The organism is Mycobacterium asiaticum (assembly GCF_001668675.1).
Classification (GTDB): Bacteria; Actinomycetota; Actinomycetes; order Mycobacteriales; family Mycobacteriaceae; genus Mycobacterium; species Mycobacterium asiaticum_D.
This window is the reverse complement of record NZ_LZKQ01000269.1, coordinates 1-14,454: the sequence shown is the minus strand read 5'-3', so window position 1 is coordinate 14,454 and position 14,454 is coordinate 1. Positions and strand designations below refer to the sequence as shown.

Annotated in this window: 14 protein-coding genes and 1 pseudogene; 12 read left to right on the top strand and 3 right to left on the bottom strand. The window is 68.5% G+C overall.

Annotated features, from left to right (window positions below; all coding sequences use genetic code 11):
- Positions 1-33 precede the first annotated feature (33 nt).
- From A9X01_RS22555 to A9X01_RS22520, 8 genes are all read left to right on the top strand, one after another.
- Positions 34-1,128: an inositol-3-phosphate synthase gene (locus A9X01_RS22555; RefSeq protein WP_065122858.1), complete on the top strand. Its 1,095-nt coding sequence runs from the start codon at positions 34-36 to the stop codon at positions 1,126-1,128.
- Positions 1,129-1,170: 42 nt separating this feature from the next.
- The gene (locus A9X01_RS22550; RefSeq protein ID WP_065122857.1) at positions 1,171-2,097 is read left to right on the top strand and encodes an alpha/beta fold hydrolase; all 927 of its coding nucleotides are present in this window, start codon (positions 1,171-1,173) and stop codon (positions 2,095-2,097) included.
- Entirely contained in the window at positions 2,087-2,689 is a 603-nt protein-coding gene (locus tag A9X01_RS22545) for a TetR/AcrR family transcriptional regulator (RefSeq protein ID WP_065122855.1), read from the top strand. The genes A9X01_RS22550 and A9X01_RS22545 overlap by 11 nt, the downstream gene beginning before the upstream one ends.
- Before the next feature lie 79 nt (positions 2,690-2,768).
- On the top strand, positions 2,769-3,620 hold the full coding sequence (locus tag A9X01_RS22540; RefSeq protein ID WP_065122853.1) for an SDR family oxidoreductase: 852 nt from the start codon (positions 2,769-2,771) through the stop codon (positions 3,618-3,620).
- 62 nt (positions 3,621-3,682) lie between these two features.
- A complete protein-coding gene (locus A9X01_RS22535; protein WP_065122852.1) occupies positions 3,683-4,483 on the top strand; it encodes an LLM class F420-dependent oxidoreductase in 801 nt (266 codons plus the stop codon).
- 99 nt (positions 4,484-4,582) lie between these two features.
- Positions 4,583-5,368: a GntR family transcriptional regulator gene (locus A9X01_RS22530; RefSeq protein WP_080697054.1), complete on the top strand. Its 786-nt coding sequence runs from the start codon at positions 4,583-4,585 to the stop codon at positions 5,366-5,368.
- A 79-nt stretch (positions 5,369-5,447) separates the two neighbouring features.
- Complete coding sequence (locus A9X01_RS22525; RefSeq protein WP_065122850.1) at positions 5,448-5,951, top strand: MarR family winged helix-turn-helix transcriptional regulator; 504 nt, start codon at positions 5,448-5,450, stop codon at positions 5,949-5,951.
- A gap of 29 nt (positions 5,952-5,980) precedes the next feature.
- Positions 5,981-6,646 carry an SDR family oxidoreductase gene (locus A9X01_RS22520; RefSeq protein WP_065122849.1) on the top strand — a complete coding sequence of 222 codons (666 nt, stop codon included), beginning with the start codon at positions 5,981-5,983 and terminating at the stop codon, positions 6,644-6,646.
- A gap of 31 nt (positions 6,647-6,677) precedes the next feature.
- On the opposite strand, the gene leuS is transcribed toward A9X01_RS22520, so the two are convergent.
- On the bottom strand, positions 6,678-9,554 hold the full coding sequence (gene leuS, locus A9X01_RS22515; RefSeq protein WP_436405293.1) for a leucine--tRNA ligase: 2,877 nt from the start codon (positions 9,552-9,554) through the stop codon (positions 6,678-6,680).
- Positions 9,555-9,761: 207 nt separating this feature from the next.
- Between leuS and A9X01_RS22510 the strand changes: the two genes are divergently transcribed.
- On the top strand, positions 9,762-10,865 hold the full coding sequence (locus A9X01_RS22510; protein ID WP_065122848.1) for an LpqN/LpqT family lipoprotein: 1,104 nt from the start codon (positions 9,762-9,764) through the stop codon (positions 10,863-10,865).
- A gap of 54 nt (positions 10,866-10,919) precedes the next feature.
- Complete coding sequence (locus A9X01_RS22505; RefSeq protein ID WP_065122846.1) at positions 10,920-11,276, top strand: hypothetical protein; 357 nt, start codon at positions 10,920-10,922, stop codon at positions 11,274-11,276.
- A gap of 4 nt (positions 11,277-11,280) precedes the next feature.
- On the opposite strand, the gene A9X01_RS22500 is transcribed toward A9X01_RS22505, so the two are convergent.
- On the bottom strand, positions 11,281-11,886 hold the full coding sequence (locus A9X01_RS22500; RefSeq protein ID WP_065122844.1) for a YqgE/AlgH family protein: 606 nt from the start codon (positions 11,884-11,886) through the stop codon (positions 11,281-11,283).
- 105 nt (positions 11,887-11,991) lie between these two features.
- On the opposite strand from A9X01_RS22500, the gene A9X01_RS22495 reads away from it, so the two are divergent.
- Both A9X01_RS22495 and A9X01_RS22490 read left to right on the top strand, forming a co-directional pair.
- On the top strand, positions 11,992-13,308 hold the full coding sequence (locus A9X01_RS22495) for an MFS transporter (RefSeq protein ID WP_155772230.1): 1,317 nt from the start codon (positions 11,992-11,994) through the stop codon (positions 13,306-13,308).
- Between the two features lie 12 nt (positions 13,309-13,320).
- Positions 13,321-14,094 carry a TIGR03084 family metal-binding protein gene (locus A9X01_RS22490; RefSeq protein WP_065122843.1) on the top strand — a complete coding sequence of 258 codons (774 nt, stop codon included), beginning with the start codon at positions 13,321-13,323 and terminating at the stop codon, positions 14,092-14,094.
- A gap of 8 nt (positions 14,095-14,102) precedes the next feature.
- On the opposite strand, the pseudogene A9X01_RS30670 reads toward A9X01_RS22490, so the two are convergent.
- Positions 14,103-14,454, bottom strand: a pseudogene (locus tag A9X01_RS30670) (PPE family protein); the annotation flags it as partial.

Below are 14,454 nucleotides of genomic sequence, written 5' to 3'. Positions count from 1 at the left end.
AGACACAGAGTTACGAGGTTAGGAGAACGCCCAATGAGTGAGCAGAACGCGCCCCAGGCGTCCGAGGTACGAGTCGCCATCGTCGGCGTCGGCAACTGCGCGTCCTCGCTGGTTCAGGGCGTCCAGTACTACTTCGACGCCGACGAGAACAGCACCGTGCCGGGCTTGATGCACGTGACGTTCGGCCAGTACCACGTCCGCGACGTGAAGTTCGTGGCCGCGTTCGACGTCGACGCGAAGAAGGTCGGCTTCGATCTGTCCGAAGCGATCTTCGCCTCGGAGAACAACACCATCAAGATCGCTGACGTGCCACCCACCAACGTGACGGTGCAGCGCGGCCCGACGCTCGACGGCATCGGCAAGTACTACGCCGACACCATCGAGGTGTCCGACGCCGAGCCCGTCGACGTGGTCCAGGCCCTCAAGGACGCCGAGGTCGATGTGCTGGTCTCCTACCTCCCGGTGGGTTCGGAAGAGGCGGACAAGTTCTACGCCCAGTGCGCCATCGACGCCGGGGTCGCGTTCGTCAACGCCCTGCCGGTGTTCATCGCGTCGGACCCGGTGTGGGCGAAGAAGTTCGCCGATGCCGGTGTGCCGATCGTCGGCGACGACATCAAGAGCCAGGTCGGCGCGACGATCACCCACCGCGTCATGGCCAAGCTGTTCGAAGACCGCGGCGTGCAGCTGGACCGCACCATGCAACTCAACGTCGGCGGCAACATGGACTTCCTCAACATGCTCGAGCGCGAGCGCCTGGAATCCAAGAAGATCTCCAAGACCCAGGCCGTCACCAGCAACCTGCAGCGTGAGTTCAAGACCAAGGACGTGCACATCGGCCCGTCCGACCACGTCGGCTGGCTGGACGACCGCAAGTGGGCCTACGTGCGGCTGGAAGGTCGCGCCTTCGGCGACGTGCCGTTGAACCTGGAGTACAAGCTCGAGGTGTGGGACTCGCCGAACTCCGCGGGCGTGATCATCGACGCGGTCCGCGCCGCCAAGATCGCCAAGGACCGCGGCATCGGTGGCCCGGTGATCCCGGCGTCGGCGTACCTGATGAAGAGCCCGCCCGAGCAGCTGCCCGACGACATCGCGCGCGCTCAGCTCGAAGAGTTCATCATCGAGGCCTAACTCGTCGAGTCGGCGGCGGGCTCAGCTCGTAGAGTCGCGAGGGTGACCGACACCTCGCACGACGAACTGACCGCTCTTTCCGAGTTCGACCTGCTGGCCGAGAACGCCGAACAGGCGGGTGTCACCGGTCCCCTACCCCCGGTCGAGCGGGTGCATACCGGTGGGATCAGTGCGCTGCGCTGGGGCGGCCCGCAACCGCGGGTGGTGTTCCTGCACGGCGGTGGGCAGAACGCCCACACCTGGGACACCGTGATCGTCGGCCTCGGTGAGCCGGCGCTGGCGGTGGATCTGCCCGGCCACGGCCACTCCGGCTGGCGCGAGGACGGCGACTACTCCCCCACCAACAACGCCGACACCCTCTTGCCGGTGCTGCGCGAGCTGGCACCGAACGCCGAGTTCGTGGTCGGAATGTCGCTGGGTGGTTTGACCGGCATCCGGTTAGGCGCGCAGGCGCCCGACCTGGTCAACGAGCTCGTGCTCATCGATGTGACTCCGTCTGCCCTGCAACGGCATTCGGAGATGACGAAGGAACAGCAGGGCACCGTCGCATTGATGCACGGCGAGCGCGAGTTCCCCAGCTTCCAAGCCATGCTGGACCTGACGATCGCCGCCGCGCCGCACCGCGAGGTCAAGGCGTTGCGTCGCGGCGTGTTCCACAACTCCCGCCGCCTGGACAACGGCAACTGGACGTGGCGTTACGACGCCATCCGCGTCTTCCCCGACTTCAGCACGCTGTGGGACGACGTCGCCGGTTTGGCCGCCCCGGTGACCCTGATCCGCGGCGGTTCATCCGGTTTCGTCACCGACGAGGACGCCGCCGAACTCAGCCGCCGCGCACCGCGTTTCCGGGGCGCCCACATCGTCGAGAATTCGGGCCACTCGGTGCAGAGCGACCAACCGCGGGCGCTGATCGAACTGGTGCGCGGAGTGATCGATTCCGGCCGAGGTCGATCGCCGGATGCCCAGTAACGATCGAGCCAGGCCCGCCGGTCGCCCGCGGGACACCTCCATCGACGATCGGGTGCTGTCGGCCACGCGCGAGTTACTGCTCGAAGTCGGCTGGGACGATCTGAGCGTGCGGCTGGTCGCTGCCCGAGCGGGTGTCGGCCGGTCCAGCCTCAACCGGCGCTGGTCTTCCAAAGCCGAATTGGTGCTGCACTCGATCCTGGGCGAATCCCCGGACCTGGCGCCCTTCGAGGGCACCGACCTGACGGGCTGGATCGAATGGGTGGTGCGCGGCAGCCACGAACTGTTCAACCGACCGGACGTGCGGACGGCGGTACCGGGTCTGTTGCTGGCACTACAGGAGAACGACGACCTCCGCAAGACGTTGTGGGCCGCCTTCAGCGGGCCCGCGGTGGCACTGTTCACCGAGAAGGCACAGGCGTCCAACCGGCGGGAGCGCCACCGCGCCGAGCTGGACGCCCGGGCCACCCTGGCGATGGCGGCCGGCGCGGCGTTGTTTCTGACAACCGTTGGCGTAGAAGACAATTCGGAGGTCCTGCGAGACCGCATTGCGCAGTTGCTGAAGTCCGCGACGGTACCCACGTTCGACCGATGATAAGGTTACGAGCCTTACGAGGCCTTTTGAGGCCAACGGAATCGTAACTCCAAATCCGAGCGAGCCGGTCTGCACACTCATGGGTATCTACGCGATCAGCGGATCGGCGTCGGGCATGGGCCGCGCGACCGCCAACCGGCTGCGAAACGATGGTCACACCGTCATCGGAGTCGACCTCCGGGACGCTGAGGTCGTCGCCGACCTCTCCTCGGCGGACGGGCGCGCGCAGGCGGCCCGTGAAGTGCTCGCGGCGGCCGGCGGCCGGCTCGACGGCGCCGTCCTGGCCGCCGGCATCGGCCCCACCCCCGGCAACCTGCGCCGCATCCCGGAGGTGAACTACCTCGGGGTGGTGGACCTTCTCGAGCGGTGGCGGCCAGCCCTGGCTGCCGCCGGCCGGGCGAAAGTCGTTGTGGTGTCCAGCAACTCAACGACCACGACGCCGATGGTTCCGGCCCGGACGGTGCGCGCCCTGCTGGCCGGCGATGTCGATCGGGCGGTGCGCAGCGTGCGTGTCTTCGGGCCCGCCCGGCCAGCCATGGTTTACGCCGCGTCCAAGATCGCGGTCAGCCGGTGGCTGCGTCACCAGGCAGTCCGAACCGAATGGGCCGGGGCCGGAATCCGGTTGAACGCGTTGGCGCCGGGTGCGGTGCTGACGCCACTGCTCGAGCAGCAGTTGGCCGACCCGCGGCAGCGTCGCGCGGTGCAGCGCTTCCCGGTTCCGGTCGGTGGCTTCGGCGACCCGGACCAGCTGGCCCGGTGGATTTGCTTCATGCTGTCTGACTCCGCCGACTTCCTATGTGGCAGCATCATTTTCGTCGATGGTGGCACCGACGCCCACTTCCGCGGTGCGGACTGGCCGCGACCGGTACCAGCGCGGCGCATCGTCGGCTACCTGCGCAAATTTCTGCGGCCGGGCTTTGATCGGCCATAACCCGGTGGACGGTCGAGGCTGTGCGATGCGGGCCCCCGCGTGCTGCGCCTACGGTGGTTGCTATGACTTCCCCCGCCCAAGCCGGCCATCCCATCCGCATCGGTGTGCAGCTGCAACCACAGCACGCCCCCAACTACAACGACATCCGCGACGCCGTGCGCCGGTGCGAGGACATCGGTGTTGACGTCGCTTTCAACTGGGACCATTTCTTCCCGCTCTACGGGGATCCCGACGGCGCGCACTTCGAGTGTTGGACGATGCTGGGGGCTTGGGCCGAGCAAACCTCGCGCATCCAGATCGGCGCGCTGGTGACCTGCAATTCCTATCGCAATCCTGAGCTGTTGGCCGACATGGCCCGCACCGTGGACCACATCTCCGACGGCCGGCTCATCCTGGGCATCGGATCCGGGTGGAAGCAGAAGGACTACGACGAGTACGGCTACGAGTTCGGGACCGCCGGCAGCCGACTGGACGACCTGGCCGAGGCGCTCCCCCGGATCACCTCGCGACTGGCCAAGCTCAACCCGGCCCCCACCCGCCACATCCCGGTGCTGATCGGTGGCGGCGGCGAACGCAAGACGCTGCGCCTGGTCGCCGAGCACGCCGACCTGTGGCACAGCTTCAGCTCGGCGGACGAGTATCCGGCGAAGTCGGAGGTCCTCGCCAAACACTGCGAGGCGGTGGGCCGGGATCCGGCCAGCATCGAACGGTCCGCGGGGGTCGGTGGCGGCAAAGAGCTGATCGCCAACGCCGAGGCGCTCACCGGTTTGGGCGTCACTTTGCTGACGGTCGGTTGCGACGGGCCGGACTACGACCTGACGGCCGCCGAAGCCCTCTGCAGGTGGCGAGACAGCTCCCGTTAATCGCAGTTTCATCGGCAAAACGTCTCTACGTATCGCGCCGGTCATGAGAAACTTGCCCGCTAGGGGCGGTGGGCCGCCTGGAAGAGACTGCTAGGACCAATGCCGAAGAAGTACGGAACCAAAGAGAAGGACCAGGTTGTCACCCACATCCTCAACCTGGTCCTGACTGGAAGGCTGCGCAGCGGCGACCGCGTCGACCGCAACGAGATCGCCCAGGGTCTGGGCATCAGCCGCGTGCCCATCCAGGAGGCACTGGTCCAGCTGGAACACGACGGGATCATCTCGACGCGATACCACCGTGGCGCGTTCGTCGAGCGCTTCGACGAAGCCACCGTGCTGGAGCATCACGAACTGGACGGGCTGCTCAACGGCATCGCGTCGGCGCGAGCGGCCGCCAACCCCACCCCGCGCATCCTGGGCGAACTGGACGCTTTGCTGCGGGCATTGCGGATTGCCAAGGAGCCCCGCAATTTCGCCGAGATCGCCTGGGAGTACCGGCGGGTGGTCAACGACGAGTACGCAGGCCCGCGACTGCACGCCACCATCCGCGCGTCGCAGAACCTGATCCCGCGTGTGTTCTTCATGACCTACCAGCACGGCCGGGACGACATGTTGCCGTTCTACGAAAATGAGAACGACGCGATGCACCGGCGGGACCCGGAAGCCGCCCGGGCCGCCTGCGTCGGCCGCTCCGAGCTGATGGCCAAGACCATGATCGCCGAGCTGTGCCGGCGCGGGGTCTTCGTGCCGCGGGACCACCTGGAAACCTCCCCGCCCGTCGTGTTCACCGACCACGGCAAAGTCGTGGAGTCCGGAGCTTCCGAGCAGATCCTCGATGGTGTGGCGGCCGAAAGGTTGCGGCGGACTCCCTCCCAGGCGCTTTGACCCGGCTTTTTCCCCGGCGGGCACGCCCGCGCGACACGGTGTCTCCGCCCACCGGCGTGTCGGGATAGACTGCCGGTTTATGGCGGACAGCGAACCCACGGCTCCGGAGGTGACGGAGCTCGCTGAGGGGCTGCACCGCTCACTGTCCAAGCTGTTTGCGATTCTGCGCCGCGGCGACCCGAACAACGTGGTAGCCGGCGAATTGACGCTGGCACAGTTGTCGATTCTCATCACTCTGCTTGATCGGGGGCCAATCAGGATGACCGATCTCGCCGCGCACGAACGGGTGCGGACACCAACCACCACCGTGGCGATCCGCCGGCTGGAGAAGATCGGTCTGGTGAAGCGCTCCCGCGACCCGTCCGACCTACGCGCGGTCCTGGTCGACATCACCCCGCAGGGGCGGGCGGTGCACAACGAGTCGCTGGCCAACCGGCACGCCGCCCTGGCCGCAATGCTCAGCAAGCTGCCCGAGTCGGACCAGGAAACGCTGATGAAAGCGTTGCCGCCGCTGGACCGGCTGGCCAGCAGCGAACCGGCCGGGAATCCCGCCGGCTCCGCCGAGTGCCCAGAAAGTGTTTGACTTCAACAACTTCGGTAACTGCTGAATCCATGCCTACCGCACTCATCACCGGCGCGAGCGGCGGCATCGGCGCCGCCATCGCCACAGCACTGGCCCCGACGCACACGTTATTGCTGGCCGGCCGGCCCTCGGGGCGCCTCGACGCGGTCGCCGACCGGCTCGGGGCCACCACCTTCCCGTTGGACCTCACCGATACCGACTCCATCGAATCGAGCTGCGAAGTCATCGACGAACTCGACGTGCTGGTGCACAACGCCGGGGTTTCGGTCCCCGGCCGGGTCGCCGAGTCCCACGTCGACGAGTGGCGCGCCACCTTCGCTGTCAATGTCATTGGCGCCGTAGCCCTTACGTTGACGCTGTTGCCGGCGCTGCGGCAGGCGCGAGGCCATGTGGTGTTCATCAACTCCGGCTCCGGACGCAATGTGTCACCCGGCATGGCCTCCTACTCGGCCAGCAAGTTCGCGTTGCGGGCCTTCGCCGATTCACTGCGCCAGGACGAGCCCACGCTGCTGGTGACCTCGGTTCACCCGGGCCGGGTCGACACCGAAATGCAGCGCGAGCTGGTCGCCTACGAAGGCGGCGAATACGATCCCGGCAAGTTTCTGCGGCCCGAGACCGTCGCCGAAGTCGTCGCCCAGGTGGTGGCCACCCCGCCGGACGGTCATGTCCACGAAGTGGTGATCCGGCCCCGGTAGGTAACCCGGGAGAGGTAGGTAACCCGGGAGATCAGACGACCAGGTTGACCATCCGGCCGGGAACCACGATCACCTTGCGCGGGGATGCGCCCGCCAAAAACGCCTGCACCTTTTCGTCGGCCAGCGCCGCGGCCTGCACCGCATCGGTGTCCGCGTCGGCGGCCACCACCACCCGGCCGCGCACCTTGCCGTTCACCTGGACGGGATACTCCACCGTGTCGTCCACCAGATAGGCGGGGTCGGCCACCGGAAACGGCCCGTGCGCCAACAGCTTCGAGTGCCCCAACCGCGACCACAGCTCCTCGGCCAGGTGCGGAGCGAGCGGCGCCAGCATCAGGACCAGCGGTTCGACCGCCGCCCGGGGGACATCGTCGCGGTGCTGCTTGGTGAGGTGGTTGGTGTACTCGATCAGTTTGGCCGCCGCGGTGTTGTTCCGCAGCGCCGCATAGTCTTCGGACACCCCGGCTACCGTGCGGTGCAAGATCCGCAGCGTGTCGGTTTCCAGCTCGCGGTCCACCACCCGGGTCCGACCGGTGTCCTCGTCGATCACCAACCGCCACACCCGCTGCAGAAAGCGCTGCGCGCCAACGACATCCTTGGTGGCCCACGGCCGCGACGCCTCCAACGGGCCCATCGACATCTCGTAGACCCGCAGCGTGTCCGCGCCGTACTCGTCGCAGATCTCGTCAGGGGAGATCGAATTCTTCAGGCTCTTCCCGATTTTGCCGAACTCCTGGAAGACCTCGACCTCGCCGTCGGGACCGGGGTAGACGAATTTCCCGTCGCGCTCGATCACCTCCTCGGCGGGCACGTAGGAACCGCGGGCGTCGGTGTAGGCGAACGCCTGGATGTAACCCTGGTTGACCAGGCGGCGGAACGGTTCCCGGGAACTGACGTGACCCAGGTCGTAGAGCACCTTGTGCCAGAACCGCACGTACAGCAGGTGCAGCACGGCGTGCTCGGCGCCGCCGACGTACAGGTCGACGCCGCCGGGATCCTGGGGTCCGTGCTCGGCGGGTCGGGGACCCATCCAGTAGGCCTCATTTTCCTTGGCGCAGAACCGCTCCGAGTTGTGTGGGTCGGTGTAACGCAGCTCATACCACGAGCTGCCAGCCCACTGCGGCATCACGTTCGTGTCGCGGGTGTACGGCTTCAACCCGTCGCCGAGGTCCAGCTCCACGTGCACCCATTCGGAGGCCTTGGCCAACGGGGGCGACGGCTCGCTGTCGGCGTCGTCGGGGTCGAACAGCACCGGCGAGTAGTCGATCACGTCCGGCAGTTCGACGGGCAGTGCTGCCTCGTCGAGCGGATGGGCGCGGCCGTCGTTGTCATAGACGATCGGAAAGGGCTCACCCCAATACCGCTGCCGCGCGAAAAGCCAGTCCCTGAGCTTGAATTGGACCCGGGCCTCACCCTTGCCCTCGGACCGCAGCCGGGCGGTGATGGCCGCCTTGGCCGCCGCCACATCCATGCCGTCCAGGAAGCCGGAGTTGACCAGCACCCCGTCGCCGGCGTAGGCCGACTCCGAAATGTCGCCGCCGGCAATGACTTCCACCACCGGAAGGCCGAATTGGCGGGCGAAGTCCCAGTCCCGCTGGTCGTGGCCGGGCACCGCCATGATCGCCCCGGTGCCGTAGCCCGCCAGCACATAGTCGGCGATGAAAATGGGCACCGGTGCGCCGTTGGCCGGGTTGGTGGCATAACTGCCCAGGAACACGCCGGTCTTCTCCCGACTCTCCTGGCGTTCGAGGTCGGACTTGGCCGCGATGGCGCGACGGTAGGCGGCCACCGCCTCCGCGGGTGTCGCGGCGCCATATGTCCAGGCCGGGTCGACGCCGTCGGGCCAGCCGGCGGCCACCAGCTCGTCCACCAGATCGTGCTCGGGAGCCAGCACCAAATAGGTGGCGCCGAACAAGGTGTCGGGCCGGGTGGTGAACACCTCGATGTCGGCGCCGGATCCGTCGGCCTTGGTGGCCGAGAACAACGCCGAGGCGCCGGTCGAGCGGCCGATCCAGTTGCGCTGCATGGTCTTGACCTTCTCCGGCCAGTCCAGCAGGTCTAGGTCGTCCAAGAGGCGGTCGGAGTAAGCGGTGATCCGCATCATCCACTGCCGCAATCGTTTCCGGAAGACCGGGAAGTTGCCGCGATCGCTGCGCCCGTCCGAGGTGACTTCTTCGTTGGCCAGCACCGTGCCCAGGCCCGGGCACCAGTTCACCATCGAATCCGACCGGTAGACCAGCCGGAAGCTGTCGATCACGTCCGACCGCTCCCCCGCCGACAACTTCGCCCAGTCCCGGCCGTCGTCCAGACGCCGAGCACCGGAATCCAGTTCGGCGATCAATTCCCCGATGGGACGGGCCTTGTCGGCTGCCTTGTCGAACCACGCGTTGTAGATCTGCAGGAAGATCCACTGCGTCCACTTGTAGAACTCGACGTCGGTGGTCGAGAAGCTACGGCGGCTGTCGTGACCCAGACCCAGCCGACCCAACTGGCGACGGAAATTGACGATGTTGGCTTCGGTCCTGGTGCGCGGGTGGGTGCCGGTTTGCACGGCATACTGCTCGGCGGGCAGGCCGAAGGCGTCGAAGCCCAACGCGTGCAGAACGTTACGGCCCCGCATCCGGAAGTACCGGGCGTAGACGTCGGTGGCGATATAACCCAGCGGATGGCCCACGTGCAACCCCTCGCCCGACGGGTAGGGAAACATGTCCTGCACGAACAGCTTGTCGTCGGGAACCTTTGAGCCGTCGGTGGGCGCCAGCGAGCCGACCGGGTTGGGCACGTGGAACGTCCCCAACCGGGCCCAGGTGTCCTGCCACCTGCTTTCCACGTCGGCCGCGAGCTCGGCCGTATAGCGGTATCGCGGCGCGTCGGAGTCCGCGTCCTGCACGGTCGGCGATTCGGTCACGCCAAACAGGGTAAAGGGCAGCCCCGCTACCCACCGGCCCCGCTCCGGCGGCCACGACTTGATATCGGTTCCGTTGCGCACCGGTCAGAGGTTCATCCCAGCTCGATTTCGGGCGTGGTAGGCGCCCTGAGCAGTGGTTACATTCAGCCTCGAGGTGGGCTTCAACAACAACCAGCGCCCCGAGTTATTCCGGAGGGACCGACCGAGATGATTCAGATCGCGCGCACCTGGCGGACACTCGCCGGTGGCATGGCCGCCGGCGCCGTCGGCCTCGTGATGATTGCCGGTGGAACCGCGAATGCGGAACCCCTGGTCCCCCAGCCGGCCGTGCCCGGTCCGGTTCCCATGCAGCCGGCCACCATCCCCGGGCAGAACTCCACGGTGTTTCCCGGCGGCGCGAACAGTAACCGGATCGCCCCCCTGCCGGCGCAGGCGCCGGCGCCGCTGCAGGCCGTGGCGCCGATCCCGGCCGCGAGTCCGGCGACTGTGCCGGCCACGCTGCCGGCCGCGGTACCGGCCACCGGGCCCGCCCCGGCCGCCGCCGCACCCACGCCCCCGGCGGCGACCCCTGCCGTCACCGGCACTCTGCGCGAGTACCTGGAGAGCAAGGGGGTCAAGCTCGAGGCGCAGCGGCCGCTGAACTTCAAGGCACTCGAGATCACGCTGCCGGTGCCGTCGCGCTGGACGCAGGTGCCGGACCCGAACGTGCCGGACGCGTTCGTGGTGATCGCCGACCGCGTCGGGGGCAACAGTGTGTACACCTCGAACGCGCAGGTGGTGGTGTACAAGCTGGTCGGTGACTTCGACCCGGCGGAGGCGATCACGCACGGGTTCGTCGACAGCCAGCGGCTGCTCGCCTGGCAGACGACCAATGCGTCACTGACGAACCTCGGCACCTTCCCGTCGTCGGTCATCGAAGGCACGTACCGGGAAAACGACATGACGCTCAACACCTCCCGGCGCCACGTGCTGGCCAGCTCCGGAAACGACAGGTACCTGGTGTCCCTGTCGGTGACGACGGCGGCAAGCCAGGCCGTCAGCGACGCGCCCGCCACCGACGCGATCGTCAACGGCTTCCGGGTGACGGCCCCCGGCGCCGCCGGTCAGCCGGCCCCCCAGGCACCGGCGCCTGCTCCGCAGGCCCCCGCCCGTCCCCCCGCGCCGGCCGCACCGCAGGCACCGGCGTCTCAGGCGGTCCACCCCGCGCCGCTGGGTGTGCCCGGCCAATCCGCGCTCGGCGGTCCGGCGCCCAGCCCGGTGACCCCGGCGCTGCCGCCGTTGAGCCCGCTCACACCCGTGGCGGCGCGCTAGCGCAACGGCGGAGCCCGCCGCGCACAAACTCTGGCGGGCTCGTATTGTGAGCCCATGCTTATCGCGGGCGTGGTGTGCGTATGTGCGGCCATAGCTTCGGCCGCATTCGGGATCTGGTCGCTCTCGCAGGCACCTGCCGCGGAGCCCACGCAGCTGGCGCTGCGCTCGATGGCACCCACCCAATTGGCGGCCGCGGTGATGCTGGGCGCCGGGGGAGTGGTGGCACTCGCCGCGTCGCCGCACACCGCGCTGGTGGTGGTCATCGTCTGCGTCGCCGGCGCGCTCGGCACCCTGGCCACCGGCTCGTTGCAGAGCGCGCGGTTCGCGTTGCGCCGGGAAGCGGCCCACAGCCGCGTTCAGCCGGCCGGTTGCGCGGGCAGCTGCGGCGTCTGCACGCTGTCCTGCGAGTAGTCGGCTAGTTGCGGCTGACGTCGATCGGATGCGTCGCCAGCAACGACAGCGGTAGTGGCTGGCGGCGCAGCACCTGACCCCACAGGTCGGCACGGGGCGGCACCAGCACATCAGAGGGCAACGCGGACAACACAATCCAATCGTCGCGCTCGATCTCGCCTTCGAGTTGCCCGATGGTCCACCCGGAGTACCCCGCGAAGATCCGCACTCCTTCGACGGCTGGGGCGATCAGGTCGGGGTCCGCGTCCAAATCCACCATCACCATGCGGCCCGCCACATGGCGTAGCCCTGGAACTCCGTCGGGCTCGGCGCCGACCCGCAGCACGGCCAGACACAACGCGGCATCCCGCTTGACCGGTCCGCCGATGAACATCGTCTTGGGCTTGGCCGCGATCTTGGCCCACTGCGGCAAAACGTTGTAGACCGCCGTTTCGCTGGGCCGGTTCAGCACCACGCCCAGCGTGCCGCCCTCGTTGTGTTCGACGATGTAGATGACGCTGCGACGAAACGTCGGTTCCAGCAAATCGGTGTTGGCAAGCAGCAATGTGCCGGCCCGCACCCGCTGTGCGGGAGGGGCGAAATTGTCGTCGGGATCTTCCTGCGGCGCCACTACCACATCATCGCACCCGCGCCGTGGAGGTCGGCGCAAACAGCCACGGTCGGCGGGGATTTGTACTGTGATTGAGACGGCGCAGAGCCGAATCCAGCCTTGCCTGTGCCGATCGTGGAAGTGGGTTTAGTGATTCGCACCCGGATGCAGGCAAGCGCACCCGTCGAATTGTGGCGGTCGGTGCGCGCGCTGCCGGATTTCTGGCGACTTTTGCAGGTGCGCATGGCAAGTCAGTTCGGCGACGGCCTGTTCCAGGCCGGTCTGGCGGGCGCGCTGCTGTTCAACCCGGACCGGGCCGCGGACCCGATGGCCATCGCGCGCGCGTTCGCGGTGTTGTTCCTGCCGTATTCGCTGCTGGGACCGTTCGCCGGGGCGTTGATGGACCGCTGGGACCGGCGGCTGGTGCTGGTCGGCGCCAACAGCGTGCGGTTGGGTTTCATCGTTGCGATCGGCACGATCCTGGCGGTGGGGGCGGGCGACATTCTGCTGCTGTGCGCCGCGCTGCTGGCCAACGGCATGGCCCGGTTCGTCGCGTCCGGGCTGTCGGCGAGCCTGCCGCACGTGGTGCCGCGCGAGCAGGTGGTCACGATGAACTCGCTGGCCACCGCGGCGGGGGCGGTTGCGGCGTTCCTGGGGGCGAACTTCATGCTGGTGCCGCGCTGGCTGGGCGGCGCCGGAGACCACGGCGCGGCGGTGGTGATCTTCACCGCGCTCATCCCGGTGGCGCTGGCGTTGGTGCTGTCCCTGCGATTCGCCCCGCGGGTGCTCGGCCCCGACGACACCAAGCGGGCGATCCACGGGTCGGCGGGCTATGCGGTGCTGACCGGATGGCTACACGGCGCGCGGACGGTCGCGCAGCGTCCCACGGTGGCGGCCGCGCTGTCCGGGCTGGCCGCCCACCGCATGGTTGTGGGGATCAACTCGCTGGTCATCCTGCTGCTGGTGCACAACATGAAGAACGTCGACGGCGACGGCTTGGGCACCGCCCTGGTGTTCTTCGGCGCCACCGGGCTGGGCGCCTTCCTGGCCAATGTGGCGAACCCGCTCCTGGTTCGCCGGTGGGGCCGTTACGCGACGGCCAATGCCGCGTTGGTGGCCGCGGCCGTCATCCAGTGCGCCGGTGCGAGCTTGTTGCTGCCGGTGATGGTGGCGTGCGGGTTCCTGCTGGGACTGGCCGGCCAGGTGGTCAAGCTCTCCGCCGACGCCGCGATGCAGATCGATGTGGACGACGCGCTACGGGGTCACGTGTTCGCGGTGCAGGACGCCCTGTTCTGGGTATCGTTCATCGCCGCGGTTTGGGTGGCGGCGTTGTTCATTCCGGCGGATGGGCACGCGCCGACGTTCGTGCTGTGTGGTTCGGGGGTCTATCTGGTGGGACTGTTGGTGCATGCCCTGATCGGCCGCCGCGGCCAGACGACGTAGGAGGTAACGAAGATGGCAGGTCCGGGTCCGTTCGTCGCCGACTTGGCGGCCGAGAGCGACGAGCTAGACGCGTTGGTGGCACCCCTGCCACCGCAGGACTGGGCGACGGCGACGCCGGCGGCGGGCTGGACCATCGCCCACCAGATCGGGCACCTGCTGTGGACCGACCGGGTGTCGTTGCTGTCGGTGACCGACGAGAGCGGCTTCGCCGAGGTGCTGACCGCCGCGGCCGCCGACCCGGCCGGTTTCGTGGACGCCGGCGCCGAAGAACTTGCCGCGGTGCCGCCGGAGGAGCTGCTGGCCGATTGGCGAGACACCCGTCATCGCCTGCATGCGGCCCTGCTCGAGGTGACCGACGGACGCAAGCTGCCCTGGTTCGGGCCGCCGATGAGCGCCTCGTCGATGGCGACCGCGCGGCTGATGGAGACCTGGGCGCACGGCCTCGACGTCGCCGATGCGCTGGGCGTGGCCCGGCCACCGACGGATCGGCTGCGCTCGATCGCGCACATCGGCGTGCGCACCCGCGACTACGCGTTCGTCGTCAACAACCTGACGCCGCCGACCGAAGCGTTCCTGGTCGAGCTGCGCGCGCCCGGCGGCGACACCTGGTCGTGGGGCCCGGCCGACGCGGCGCAGCGGGTCACCGGCTCGGCCGAACACTTCTGCTTCCTGGTCACCCAGCGCCGCGCGCTGCGCGAGCTGGACATCGAGGCGGTGGGGGGGGATGCCCAGCGCTGGCTGGGCATCGCCCAGGCGTTCGCGGGTCCGCCGGGGCCGGGGCGCTAACGCCCGCCCTAGCGAGGGTCGGTGCGGTCGTCGGCGACGTCGCCGGTGATGAGGACCCGAGCCCGGGCCACCTCCTGCTTTTCGGCCTCCTGGCCGCGGGCCAGCATGCCCGCCGGCGTCATCGGCACTGGAGCGCCTCCGGTGGAGACCGTCGGGCCGCGGACTTCGGCGGCGTTGAGCACCCCGGCGCGCAGACTGGTCGGCCTGCCACCGGCTTCGGGCTCGAAACTGCTGGTGGGCCGGGTGTAGCTGGTCAAACCCGCGCCCGGAAGGCCCGGGGGACCGCCGCCTCCCGGGAGCGCGCCCCCGCCGGCTCCGACCGGAACCGCTCCTCCGGGTGCCACCGCCGCGACTTCGGCC

Excerpts from the sequence above, each read along its gene's own strand:
- A9X01_RS22490 (WP_065122843.1), top strand. The coding sequence starts at position 13,321 with ATGGCAGGTCCGGGTCCGTTCGTCGCCGACTTGGCGGCCGAGAGCGAC.
- A9X01_RS22555 (WP_065122858.1), top strand. The coding sequence starts at position 34 with ATGAGTGAGCAGAACGCGCCCCAGGCGTCCGAGGTACGAGTCGCCATC.
- A9X01_RS22525 (WP_065122850.1), top strand. The coding sequence starts at position 5,448 with ATGGCGGACAGCGAACCCACGGCTCCGGAGGTGACGGAGCTCGCTGAG.
- A9X01_RS22535 (WP_065122852.1), top strand. The coding sequence starts at position 3,683 with ATGACTTCCCCCGCCCAAGCCGGCCATCCCATCCGCATCGGTGTGCAG.
- A9X01_RS22505 (WP_065122846.1), top strand. The coding sequence starts at position 10,920 with ATGCTTATCGCGGGCGTGGTGTGCGTATGTGCGGCCATAGCTTCGGCC.
- A9X01_RS22530 (WP_080697054.1), top strand. The coding sequence starts at position 4,583 with ATGCCGAAGAAGTACGGAACCAAAGAGAAGGACCAGGTTGTCACCCAC.
- A9X01_RS22510 (WP_065122848.1), top strand. The coding sequence starts at position 9,762 with ATGATTCAGATCGCGCGCACCTGGCGGACACTCGCCGGTGGCATGGCC.
- A9X01_RS22540 (WP_065122853.1), top strand. The coding sequence starts at position 2,769 with ATGGGTATCTACGCGATCAGCGGATCGGCGTCGGGCATGGGCCGCGCG.
- A9X01_RS22545 (WP_065122855.1), top strand. The coding sequence starts at position 2,087 with ATGCCCAGTAACGATCGAGCCAGGCCCGCCGGTCGCCCGCGGGACACC.
- A9X01_RS22520 (WP_065122849.1), top strand. The coding sequence starts at position 5,981 with ATGCCTACCGCACTCATCACCGGCGCGAGCGGCGGCATCGGCGCCGCC.